This is a genomic window from Acidithiobacillus albertensis (assembly GCF_001931655.1).
In the GTDB taxonomy this organism is placed as follows: Bacteria; Pseudomonadota; Gammaproteobacteria; order Acidithiobacillales; family Acidithiobacillaceae; genus Acidithiobacillus; species Acidithiobacillus thiooxidans.
The window spans coordinates 1-11952 of record NZ_MOAD01000008.1 but is presented as its reverse complement, the minus strand read 5'-3'; the positions used below and the strand labels follow the sequence as shown (position 1 = coordinate 11952).

At 53.1% G+C, this 11952-nt stretch carries 12 protein-coding genes; 8 read left to right on the top strand and 4 right to left on the bottom strand.

The genetic code is table 11. The features are described 5' to 3' along the window. Positions 1-12: 12 nt before the first annotated feature. The 6 genes from BLW97_RS15320 to BLW97_RS15295 all read left to right on the top strand — a co-directional run bounded on the left by BLW97_RS15320 (position 13) and on the right by BLW97_RS15295 (position 5436). Positions 13-360 carry a hypothetical protein gene (locus tag BLW97_RS15320; RefSeq protein ID WP_075323828.1) on the top strand — a complete coding sequence of 116 codons (348 nt, stop codon included), beginning with the start codon at positions 13-15 and terminating at the stop codon, positions 358-360. A 209-nt stretch (positions 361-569) separates the two neighbouring features. After that, entirely contained in the window at positions 570-2093 is a 1524-nt protein-coding gene (gene istA, locus BLW97_RS15315; protein ID WP_084546933.1) for an IS21 family transposase, read from the top strand. A 12-nt stretch (positions 2094-2105) separates the two neighbouring features. Next, entirely contained in the window at positions 2106-2900 is a 795-nt protein-coding gene (istB, locus tag BLW97_RS15310) for an IS21-like element helper ATPase IstB (RefSeq protein WP_075323826.1), read from the top strand. A 363-nt stretch (positions 2901-3263) separates the two neighbouring features. Continuing rightward, the gene (locus tag BLW97_RS20250) at positions 3264-3395 is read left to right on the top strand and encodes a helix-turn-helix domain-containing protein (RefSeq protein ID WP_227485343.1); all 132 of its coding nucleotides are present in this window, start codon (positions 3264-3266) and stop codon (positions 3393-3395) included. A 135-nt stretch (positions 3396-3530) separates the two neighbouring features. Continuing rightward, positions 3531-3788 carry a hypothetical protein gene (locus BLW97_RS15300; RefSeq protein WP_075323825.1) on the top strand — a complete coding sequence of 86 codons (258 nt, stop codon included), beginning with the start codon at positions 3531-3533 and terminating at the stop codon, positions 3786-3788. Between the two features lie 247 nt (positions 3789-4035). Then, the gene (locus BLW97_RS15295; protein ID WP_075323824.1) at positions 4036-5436 is read left to right on the top strand and encodes a ParB N-terminal domain-containing protein; all 1401 of its coding nucleotides are present in this window, start codon (positions 4036-4038) and stop codon (positions 5434-5436) included. Between the two features lie 307 nt (positions 5437-5743). Here BLW97_RS15295 and BLW97_RS15290 read toward each other — a convergent pair whose 3' ends face one another. The 3 genes from BLW97_RS15290 to BLW97_RS15280 form a co-directional block, all read right to left on the bottom strand. Continuing rightward, positions 5744-9133 (bottom strand): bifunctional diguanylate cyclase/phosphodiesterase, encoded by a 3390-nt coding sequence (locus BLW97_RS15290; RefSeq protein ID WP_075323823.1) that lies wholly within the window; start codon positions 9131-9133, stop codon positions 5744-5746. 235 nt (positions 9134-9368) lie between these two features. Continuing rightward, a complete protein-coding gene (locus BLW97_RS15285) occupies positions 9369-9707 on the bottom strand; it encodes a type II toxin-antitoxin system PemK/MazF family toxin (protein WP_075323822.1) in 339 nt (112 codons plus the stop codon). Beyond that, positions 9707-9961, bottom strand: coding sequence for an AbrB/MazE/SpoVT family DNA-binding domain-containing protein (locus BLW97_RS15280; protein ID WP_075323821.1), 255 nt, complete (start codon positions 9959-9961; stop codon positions 9707-9709). The genes BLW97_RS15285 and BLW97_RS15280 overlap by 1 nt, the downstream gene beginning before the upstream one ends. Before the next feature lie 152 nt (positions 9962-10113). Between BLW97_RS15280 and BLW97_RS15275 the strand changes: the two genes are divergently transcribed. Both BLW97_RS15275 and BLW97_RS15270 read left to right on the top strand, forming a co-directional pair. After that, positions 10114-10527 carry a hypothetical protein gene (locus BLW97_RS15275; protein ID WP_075323820.1) on the top strand — a complete coding sequence of 138 codons (414 nt, stop codon included), beginning with the start codon at positions 10114-10116 and terminating at the stop codon, positions 10525-10527. A 232-nt stretch (positions 10528-10759) separates the two neighbouring features. Further along, a complete protein-coding gene (locus tag BLW97_RS15270) occupies positions 10760-11305 on the top strand; it encodes a replication initiation protein (protein ID WP_075323819.1) in 546 nt (181 codons plus the stop codon). A gap of 150 nt (positions 11306-11455) precedes the next feature. Here the strand turns inward: BLW97_RS15270 and BLW97_RS15260 are convergent. Beyond that, positions 11456-11952, bottom strand: a 497-nt coding sequence (locus BLW97_RS15260; RefSeq protein WP_075323818.1) for an IS630 family transposase, incomplete at its 5' end; no start/stop codon positions are given.

Below are 11952 nucleotides of genomic sequence, written 5' to 3'. Positions count from 1 at the left end.
AAAGGAGAAAACGTGACTGAAGGGAAAAAACGGGTGCGGCGCACTCCGGAACAGCGTCTGGCCGATCTGGAGAAAAAGCAGACGGAGATTCTGGAACGCCAGAAAGCGGCACTGGCCAGAATCGAGGCGGCGAAAAAACGGTTGATGCAGACTCCGTCAGCTCGTAAGAAAAACGTAGCGCAGGAAAAACGCTTTGTGCGGGCGGCTGAGGCATTAGCTCCGGAATGGGATTACCGTCACTTTATCGCGGCTATTGAAAAAGCCCTTCAGGAAGATCCACAGGCCTTGCAGGAACGGGGGGAAGCTTTGTTGGAAGAACATGGCAAGGCCCGGCGGGGACGGCGACCAAAGGTCCATTAAGCATGCGGTCAGGGTAGGGGGCCGCAGGGGGAATGGTCCTGGTCCTGACTCGGCGTACTATGAAAACTGTCACGGGTCGGCAATATGGCGCCATTGCAGGGTCACCATAATGGTGCCACCTGCGGCTTAGTTATCAGGGTCTCGAACTTCTATTGGATCGGTTACCTTCCTCACTTTTGGAGGGAACCATGAGCAACAGGAGATTTGAGATGTTTACGATTCGTCAGATTTTGGTGCGGATGCGCCAAGGCGACACCGACCGCAGTATTGCCCGTGCTGGACTCATGGGCCGTAAGAAATTGGGGCTGTTGCGGCAGCAAGCTGCACAAAGGAACTGGCTGGATCCTCGGCAGCCATTGCCCGAGGATGCCGAGATGGCGGTGGCCCTACAACGGCCGCCAGAAGGTCAACCACCCCAGCGTCTCTCCAGCCTCAGAGAGCATGAGGAACGCATCACCGCGTGGGTAGCCCAAGGTATTCAGGGGACCACCATTCATGCAGCACTGGTGCGGCAGTATGGCTTTGGCGGTAGCTATTCCGCCGTTAAACGGTTGATTCGTGGGATTCATGCAGCCGAACCCCCTCGCGTCACCTCCCGACTGACCTTCACTCCGGGGGAAGCGGCCCAGGTGGATTTCGGTGCGGGTCCGCTACTGGCCGATCCCAGAACAGGAGAATTACGCAAGACGTGGTTTTTTGTGATGACCTTGTGTTGGTCGCGACATCAATATGCGGAGTTCGTTTGGGACCAGAAGGTGATGACGTGGCTCGCTTGCCACCAGCATGCTTTTCGCTGGTTTGGAGGCGTACCCAAGCGGGTGATTATTGATAATGCCAAATGCGCCATTACGAAGGCTTGTATCAATGATCCGGTGGTACAACGGGCTTATGGCGAATACGCTGAGGGGTATGGTTTCCGGGTCGATCCCTGCCCACCTCATGACCCGCAAAAAAAGGGTATCGTGGAATCGGGTGTGAAATACATCAAGCGATCCTTTTTGCCCTTGCGGGAGTTTCGCCACCGTGATGACGCCCAGCATCAGCTTCAGGAATGGGTGCTGGGCGAAGCGGGCAACCGGATCCATGGCACGACCAGAGAGGTGCCACTCAACCGCTTTGCCGAGGTCGAGCGGCCCTTACTGCAACCGTTACCGGAGAACCCGCCAGAAATCTCCGAATGGGCTCGCCCAAAGGTCTATCGCGACGGGCATGTCCAATACAATCGTTGCTATTATTCCGTCCCCTTCCGATTTGTTGACCAGCAGCTCTGGTTGCGTGCCACCTACACCACTGTCCGAATTTATTGGGAACAGGCCTTGATTGCTACGCATCCACGGCTCTTTCAACCGGGCAGCTTTGCCACCGTCCGGGATCATCTGCCACCGGAGGCCCAAGCCTGGCAGACTCAGGACATCCAATGGTGTTTACGCATGGCAGAAGGTGTCGGCCCTCATTGTCATGCGGTGGTTCATCAGCTCTTTGCTGACCGTCAACTCGTCTATTTGCGCACGGTGCAGAATCTCTTGCGTCTCCGCGAGAAGTACAGTCCGCAGCGGTTGGAGAATGCTTGTGCACGAGCGGTGCATTACGGGAATGCGCGCTATAAGCCCATCGCTGAGATCCTGAAGAAAGGGCTTGATCAGGAACCACTCACTCCGGTCGACATTCAGAACGACAGCACCTATACGCGCGGTGGCCGTTTCCTGCGCGACAGCAGAAACCTTTTTCATTGAGAGGCATACACCATGCAAACCCAAGAATTACTTTATGCTCTACGCTCCTTGCGTCTATCCGGGGTACTGGAGACCCTGGAAGCCCGTAATCGCCAGGCGATCGACGGGCAACTCGCCTACACCGAATTTCTCGCGCTTTTACTTCAGGATGAAATGGCCCGCAGGGACCAAAAGAAATTCGACACGCTCTTACGCCAAGCCCGGTTTCGCAACCACAAAACACTGGAGGATTTTGCCTTTGATCGCCTGCCGACCTTAAATCGCAGCATGGTGCACGAGCTCGCCACAGGCCGCTATCTCCAGGAGAAAGCCCCTGTGCTCATCGTTGGGCCCTGTGGTACGGGCAAGAGCCATCTCGCGCAAGCGCTGGGCCACAGCGCTGTCCGCCAAGCTGTTGATGTGCGATTCCTCACGCAAAGTGAATTGGTGGGTGGTCTCCATGCGGCTCGGGCTACGGGTACCTATGACAAGGTTTTCCGGCAGTGGGTCAGAGTCTCTCTCCTGATCGTGGATGATTTTGGACTCAAGCCATTGCGACCGCCCCATGATGAGGACTTTCACGACCTCATCGCCGAGCGCTATGAACAGACCACAACTATGGTGACCAGTAACCTGGATTTTAACGAATGGGGAGACGTCTTTCCCGCTAACCGAATGCTGGGCGTAGCCACGCTGGATCGGTTACGGCACGGTGCTTACCGACTCATCCTGGAAGGGGAAAGTTACCGCACGCCAAGGCCCTGCCAGAGGACCCGAAAAGGACGGTTGCGAAACACCCAAAAATCGCCCAATCTTGACCCTGTTTGAGACCCCGATTTTGACACTTTGAAATGGCGCCATTATGCCGACCTTCGGTGGCGCCATATTGCCGGCCCGTGACAGTCCCTTCAGAAAACGGAATATAAAACCCGTTAAGCTCCTGCGAAGGGCCTCAGCGGCCGATATTTTCCCTGCCTGGGGGTGTAAGCCGGAACCCCAGAAAATTCCGTCGGGAAACATCGGCGGCAGAGTTTCCGAGCATCGCACCTGACCGACATGGTTTTCCGACAGCCCGCACCAGAGCGGGGTTTTGGTCTTTTTTTCAAATCATCTGGGAGGCGTTTCACACAAAACTCCAGAGCAGGTTTTTCAAGTTTGACGTAAAAATCTGAGGTTCAGGCTTACACCCCCATGACGGAGAGCAAGGTGGCATCGGCCAGGAAACTTCTGGATAACGGCACACCACGCAGAGAGGTCGCGGAGCACCTCGAGGTATCCTTGCCGACGCTCTATCGCTGGATTCCAGGAGCATCGCGCCCTTAACGGGTTTTATATTCCGTTTTCTGAAGGGACCCCTAATACAATACCGGAAACGGGAATACGTCCGGTGCTCCACAAGCACTGATTAGCCCCTGGCCGCCTGAGTCATTCAGGCACTTTGCACAGAGGGCTTAGATCATGGAAAACCTCACAGATTTAACCGAGATCAACGAAGCGCAATATTTTGATGTGGACCGGACTGACAGCTCCGGTGCGGCGGCGCTCGACGGCATTACAGCGATTCTGTCCGTTCTTCGTGGCGATGTATCGAATGACAGATGCGCTGATTGTACTGGTAGGCCAGCGGTACGCCTAAGTCCATATACAGCGGGTGGCCTCATCGAGGCTATTGAAGTGCTGACGGAAGTCGCGAGAACCGAATTGGACGGCAGTTGAGAAAAGGGGAGAGGCGTCTGACTGCCTGTCAGACAGCACGGTTTTTTTGTCTGACCAAGCGTCTGACACCCCGTCAGACAATGCTGTCGGACGCCCTGTCCGACGCTTTTTATTTCACCACACCTGACGCACCAAAGGTGCAGTTTTTAGACCCCGTCCAGATGGCTGGATGTCGGACAATCAATAGGTTGCGCGTCTGTCAGTAGGTTTGCTAAAACGGTTGTTATTCTTGTAAGGAGGCTTTTTTATGAGCACACAAGCATTGGCCCAGACCCAGATCAATAACCGGGAAATCCGCTACGCCAGAGTTGAGCGGTTTACCGGCATTGAAAGCGTCATTCAATTGATGCCCCCCAGAGACAACGGGCGACCCGAGTTCACTACCCTGCTCGACAGTGCTCGGGAAATGGGCATCCTGAATCCGGTTGTCGCCATTGAGCATAATGACGGCGCGCTGTATGTCATTGACGGATACATGCGGATAATGGTCGGAGATCGGCTGGGACTGCAGCAGATTCCCTACATCCACACGCCGTTAAATCCCGATGATCCCGCCGTAGTGGACATGGCCGCCCGTCTCAATTGGTCTCATCGCCATCTTTCGGATTTTGAAAAGGTCTGGGTGATTGGGAACCACTATATCAGTGAAAAACAGAGAGAGGGCGCACCAAGTGGTAATTTGAATGCAGCCAAAACAACGGTGCCAAATGACACCGTTGTTTCCTCAACATCGGCGGATGGCCGTACAAGAGAAAAGCTTGCAGATCTTTATCATGTTGGTGCGCGTACCGTTCATCGCTACGGCAACATGGCCAAGGTCTGCCGCAGCATCATCCGCGTGCTGGCCGGACAGCTGCAGATCAGCGAGGAAGATGCTACATCGCGCTTCTTCGATTTGTGGAAGGACACCCAGCGCGGCAAACATGTCGATCTCAGTGTGCTTTCCAAAATCAGCTATCGGCTGGTGGAATACGGAACCATTGATGACCCGGATCCCTGGATTCGGCAGGCTTTCAGCGCCTACGCTGTGGATCTCGCCCGATTTCCCAAAGATTCCGCAGCGCATGAATATGCATTGCCCAATCTGAGAGCGGAAGGATTGATCCTGGCCACCTTTGCGGAACTCGAAAAGACCCTACCCCCCAAAAAGGGAACAGAACAATGGACCCGACAAAATAAGGCCGCACCGACACAGACAAAATCCGGAGAATATCTGCCAGCAGAAAAAAACATGGGACAGCCTGAAGCAGCGATCGTTGAGGAAATTCCGTCTATTCCAGAAGATTCATCGCCCATCAACCACATTCAGCAGCGTGCCGTTCAGTTTCAGTCTGGGGTCTCTGCCATGCAGCACCAACTGGATAACACGTTGACGGCATACATCCCCAATCTGACCCGGCTAACAGACGATCTGATCCAGATCATGGAAGACAACTGGAAAGAGGACTTCAACAGCGCCAATAAAGCGTTGCGGCCTACCTGGGAAGACATATCCCGCTTTTATCGATCTCTGAACCTCAAAAAAGGCATTTTGCTGGAAGTGATGGAGGCAGACCGGGATGCCATCACCCGACTGCGTAGCCGTCTGGAAAAACTCGCGGAGCTGGTCAATAGCAGGATGCCGGAGATTAGCAGCGGACTGTTCTAGCGACTAAATCCTCCGTAACCATTATTGCGATACGTTACTGTTACGGCGTAACGACAGTCACAGAGTTTCGTGACTGGTCGCAAATAGGGTTTTTCGGGAGACACTTGGGCGCATTTTGGGCAATGTGGTCAAATCTGCCCCATTCAAAGACCAAAAACCAGCATGGATAATGGCTTCAGAGCCAGTCAGACCAGCGGATTAACAATCCGGGGGTCTGTGAAACAGCCGTTACCGTAACGATTGCGGCAGACCTCCCAAAATAGGGTTGTTCGTGATGCTTCCGTGAAACTTGCTGTAGCAAGTCCCCTCATAACTCCTCATCGGCCGGGCGATGATGCTTCGATGAATAGGCATCGAGAATGGCTTCTCCCAGCGCGTTTTGTGCTTGTTCCATAATGCACCAGTCTAAAGCTTCTAGAGAGACTGATAATTGGCGGATCATCTCTGCGAGGGCTTTGTGGTACTCCCTATGACGCTGATCTAATGGGCTTCCTTCTGATACACCCAGATGCTGCATCGCCCTGTGTAATGGACAAACGCCAGGATCTACCATCTCTTTATAATTCATCAGCCGAAGATTCTGGCGCATGGTTTTTTCCAGGACGCTGTGGAGGCTGAGATGAAGGGCGTATAGCCCCAAAAAGGTATGAGGATAAGTCGATCGCTCAATGGCTGGGCGCCGCAAGAATTGCTGTAGTTCTTTCATGGGCAAGGGCCTAGCAATAGCGTATCCCTGTAAAAGGGAGACGCCTGCAACCGTGACCGCATCCAGGATGTCTTCTGTTTCCACCCCTTCTACAACCAGAGTCACCCCTAAACTGGTAGACAGATCCTGCACCGTATTCACAAAATAAAGATCTCGGGGTTGTTTCTCCAGTGTGCGAACAAAAGCCTGATCCAGTTTGATTTTATCAAAAGGCAGTGTTTTTAAGCGCAGGAGTGAACCATAGGCGCTGCCGAGATCATCTAATGCCAGATGAACACCGAACCGTTTCATTTCAAGAAGATGCTCTATGGACGAGGACTGCTCCAGGAAGTCATCTCCTTCAAGAATTTCCAGGGTAATACGGGATGGATCGATGCGGGTTGGCGCAATCAGTGCCCTTAAACATTCTACGCATTCGGCAGAAACGGAATGCGCATCAAGATTGACGGATACCCATAAGGAATATCCTTGCCCGTCCAGAACCGCAAGATCCACCAATGCTTGTGAAAGCACGCCCTTCGTCAATGTAGTAAGGTCCATGGTCTTTAATTCCGGTAAAAAGCGAGCAGGGGTCCAAAGCTTCCCCTCGGTATCTCTTAAGCGTGCCAACGCCTCTAATCCAACAATCTTCCGGGTAAAATTATCAAGAATGGGTTGATACCAGACCTCCAGTGCGCCGTTATCCAGCAGAACCTGTGCCGGATTACGCTGATCTGGATGGAGATCTTCGCCGAAAACCATCCAGCAATTCTCCCGATCCGCTTTGTGGGCTTTGATTTCATAGAGCGCCTGATCAGACCAGCGCAGCAGCTGATCTGCTTGGTCTGTATCAGCAGTAGGATAGAGCGCGATACCCATGCTTGCCCCAACCTGAACGCTTTCACCATTACTCAGACGGATGGGTACGGTGATGATCTCCTCAATCTTTTTCAGGAGTTGCGCAAGGTCTGCATGCCCCGCCAAATCTTCCAGCAGGAGCACGAATTCATCCCCTCCGTAACGGGCGATAAAATCGGTTTTGCGCAACGTATTAGACAAACGTTTACCCAGCATCATCAGCACTTCATCGCCTATCTCATGACCATAGGTGTCATTGATTGGTTTGAAATTATCCAGATCGAGCATACAGACCGCCAAAAGACGATTGTGCCGAATGGCTCGGAGCATGGCTTGCTCCATCTGCGTTTCCAGGAAACGCCGGTTGGGCAATCCCGTAACCAGGTCGGTCCTGGCGAGCTGCGCCTCCTGTTCCTGCAGAAAACGCAGACGCTCCTTGAGGTCATATTCGTCCAGGCTGTGACCCAGCAAGGAGGCTGCGCGCTCACAGGCGGTGATGGTGTCACTATCGAAAACCGGTTCCGTGGAAATAAACGTTATGACGACGAAGGGTTTTCCATCTCTCCATACAGGAGTCGCTAATGCCGAACTCCATCCGAATGTAGCGAGTATCTGTCCCCACGGACGGTCTGCCTGTGAAGAAGAGAAATCGGAATGTACGATGGTTTTCTGCTCGCTCCATGCGCGTGCAGAAAGGCAAGAAGGATCGTCCACGTAGATTTGGAACGGTTGCATCTTCTCGACTCCGGGACCCGCCCCAGCTAGCACCTGCACTCTTCCCTGCGGGTCAGGGCGCACAACGCCGATGGTATGAAAGACCTCCATGTCCACGAGCTGGGTGCAGGTAGTTTCCAGCATGTCCTGTACATCACGCCCCTGCAAAAGGAGATCCGCTTCCACGGACAAAGCCTGATAGATCTTCTGCTGTTTCTTTAGCTGCTGTGCCTGCTGCACCGACTCCGTCACATCCACCATGGTCCAGATGGAGGTCTCCTGATCCTCCAGCAACGTCCCGAATGCGTCGATGAGCAGTGGTTGTTGATCGGCATGAGAGAATGCGATACGGCGGACAACGGTCGTTCCCGTTTGGAAGAGCTCGGAATAGGCCTGTCCAACCCGTTCCCAGTTTGCCTCATCAGGGTAAAGTAACCGGGTGTCTTGCCCGATCATGCGCTCTAGCGACAGACCCATCATGTCTGCCATATGCTGGTTGCACTGCACGATGTGGCGTTGGCGCACTACCATAATCCCCACCGCCGCGTTGTCCAGCAGTGTCTGGAGAAGATTCCTGTTTTCGCGTTCCTGGGTGATGTCCTGTTGCAGGCCGATGAATCCGGTCAATGTACCTTGATCATTGAGAACAGGATCAATGTGCAAACGATTCCAGAACAAAGTGCCGTCCTTGCGCTGGTTGAGGATGTCTCCGGTGTAGGACTGTTCCTGCGCCAAAGCAATGGCAATCTCCCTGACAGTCTGTGCATCGGTCTGCCGGGTTTGCAGAAACTTGCAGTCGCGTCCAAGTACTTCTTCCTCTGTGTAGCCGGTGAGTTTCAGAAAAGCTTGGTTGGTATAGACAAAGTGTCTTTGTGGGTCAGCAATGGTGACGCCGCCATCCAGCGCCTCCACCGAGGCGCGCAAAAAGCGCAACCTCTGCATATCCTGCAGTCGCTCCAGACCCCGACTGATCTGGAGGGACATTTGTTGCAGAATGGTCCGCAGGACATCGTCGAATGGGGTTCCATCGCCGCTATAGACCGATAAAAGTGCCCAGACCTTTCCGTTGCGGAAAAGGGGCAGTATTGCGCTGGCGGTCAGTCCATAGGCCAGTGCACGCTCTTTCCAAGGGGTCAGAAATGGCGCGTTTGCAAAATCATTGTCGATATAAGCGCGCGCCTCGCGCCAAGCACTCCCTGCGGGGCCTTGCCCTTCTGGAATCTGCGCATCACTGGAGATGAACAGATCTTTGAGGTAGTCCACTTGTCCGGCAGTAGCCAGAAACTGAAATCGCCCCTGTGCATCTGGTCGGGAAATAAAGGCTAGCTTCAGATCGGCTTGCTGCACGGCAATTTCGCATAGGTGTTGTAGCAGTACAGACTCGTCTTCAGCGACAGAAATGGTCAGATGGATTTGGGTCAGGAGAGTGTTTAGGGCCATGGTTTTCGCTTTCGTCTGTGCACCTCCACCCTATGACTTATATGGAATCGGGCAATGAACGCTAAGAAAGGTTCAGAGGTAGCATGAAATGGTTTGTTCTTGGTCTACAGGACAGAATGCGTCATTCTGTCTCGTAGTCCCAAAACCCTGAACGGCAGATCGCCCGGTTTTGCTCGGTTCTTCTGCCACCCACGAGGGCCGATTATGGGACATTACGTTGGGTCTACTTATTTGGTCATTCCAAAATGGCCTGTATTTTGGTTATCACTTCGTCGACTATGGAATCTGGGACCATCTCAACAAACTTGCCATCTCTTGCCATAAGGTCAACGGTGCGGGATTGGTTACTCATCACTATCCCCTGTGTTTTTGTTCCAGACTCCATCAAAGAGACTGCAAAGCCCGCGAATCGAGCTTGATTGCCACCTTGGGTGATAGGGCTGACCCAAACCAGGCCAGAGCGATTGAAGGCTTCTCTCGATATGATCAGCATAGGGCGATGACCTTGCTGCTCACGGCCTGAAGTCGGGCTGAGATTTGCCTGCCAAATCTCCCCTCGCCGTGGCCACCGCATCAAATTTCCTCAATGCCTACGGATGGCGCGTCTATCCATTCGCGCTCCTCGGTGCTTATGGGCTGAGTGAAGTCACATTGTGATAGCAATTCGTCCAAGGTGTAACGCTTTTGTGCTGGTCGTGCTACCAGTGCGCCGTTTTCAATCTTCAATGAGACGGCTTGACCCTCGCCGACGCCCCAACTCCGTATAGTCGTGGCGGGTATGCGTAGGGCCATGCTGTGTCCCCACTTCTGAATTTTGGTCTGATTCATGAGTGTGCCCCGTGTTTAATGAATAAACATTGTAGATTCAATTCGATTGTGGTGCAAGCCTCTGAGGGAAACTTATGGACAGATTTTCTGATTGACATGATATATGTCAACAACATTACACTAAATGACATATACGGTTAACAGGTGAAGACATGTCTTTTGTTACGGTAACGCATGCTGCAAAATTGGCAGGAGTCAGTCGCCAATATCTTTACAAGGCTTACATAAATACAGGGAAAATAAGCGTTGAAAGGGATCCAAGCGGAGCCCCTCTGATTGAAACATCCGAACTTATTAGAGTTTTTGGGGTTTTGGAAGGGAAATTTTCGGAGAGACAAGAAGGCGACAATAATTTACATGAAATGACGCAAGAAAATGTTGTTGACATCAAGGTGTTGGAGGTCGAGCTTGCTGCAAAAGATGAAGTTATTCGCCGTTTGGAGCGGCAAATAGCTGAGGGAGGAGAGCGCGAAGTGTGGCTGCGTCAACAGCTTGAGAGGGCGCAGGCGGTATTGACCGACCAAAGGACAACAGAAAAGCGTCGATGGTGGCAGTTTTGGGGCTAATCTTGCCGAATAGAGGCTCTCGGGCGTAGTCTCAGAGGATTAATAACAACCGAAGGTATTACCCATGATAGAAATGGTAATGCCCCGTAACCTGACAGTCTGGGCAGACAAAGGTATACGGGGCATCGCAAGTCCGGCGACCGACAGGTCCAGTATAGCCACCCTTGGCTATGCAATCAAAGCCTAGCCTGTCCGATCCCCATGCAGAGCATGAGCGCGATCGGGGGCTTTGATGGGCAGATTTGATCCCACAGCCTCCTGTGTTCTTGACCGCTTTGCCGAACACCTGCCCCATAAGCCGTATTGCACGGATGACCTGACTGCAGGCCTGCAAATCCGGTCCTTAAAAACCGCCTTACAACGCGCTTACATCCAGCACAACCACCCCGGCATGATCTGGGCCATGGTCTATGACGTGGACCGTGCCTGTGTGAATCCGACAGACTGGTGGCCGATCTGGGAAAGTGTTGGACTGCCTGCGCCCAACATGGCCGTCATGAATCACCGGACAAAGCGTGGCCACCTGATTTATCTGCTGGAGGCGAGTGTATGCCGGACGGAACTCGCGCGCCTCAAACCCTTGCGCTACATCGCCAGCATTGAGCGGGCCTATACCGCCGTTTTGGGTGCGGACCCTGGTTATGCTGGCCTCATCTGCAAAAACCCCTTTAACGACCGCTGGCAGGTTTGGGAGATCCACAGCAACCCGTACACGCTGGACGAGCAGGCCAGTAGCCAAGTTGCCATGAGAAAATCGTGGTGGCGATTTTGGGGATGAGTGGCTTGTTTGGTATCAGAAGCGATATATTAAATCATAGCTGACAAGAAGCTCGTTGATGAAGTTCATCATATTTCCAGAAAGCGAGGGAATGGGCAGCTGCGCCGGGAAGTGTGGGTGGATGAAAGGGGCGAAGTAACGCGGTACAACCTAGTGTAGTGTTGCATTCTGTTTGCTGCTTAAGTGGCTATTGGCGCGAATGACCTTTTGCAGGATGTCGCGGGCGGTTTTGGTCCAGATGAAGGGTTTGGGATGGGTGTTGTGGTGGTCGATGTACCCCTCAATGGCCTGGATGAGTTCAGGCACACTGGTGAACGCCCCACAACGTAACCGCTGGGTCGTGATATCCCGAAAGAAACGCTCGACCATATTGAGCCAGGATGCCGAAGTGGGCGTGAAGTGCATGTGAATACGCGGGTGCTTGTCGAGCCACGCCTGTACTACCGGGTGTTTATGGGTCGCATAGTTGTCGGCGATCAGATGCAGAGCCTTGTCCCTGGGCGTCTGCCGATCAATTTTCTTCAGGAACTTCAGCCATTCCACATGGGTATGGCGCTGTTGACACTGTCCGATGACCTGACCATCCAGCACGTTGAGTGCGGCAAACAAGGTCGTAGTGCCATTACGTTTGTAGTCGTGGGTCATCG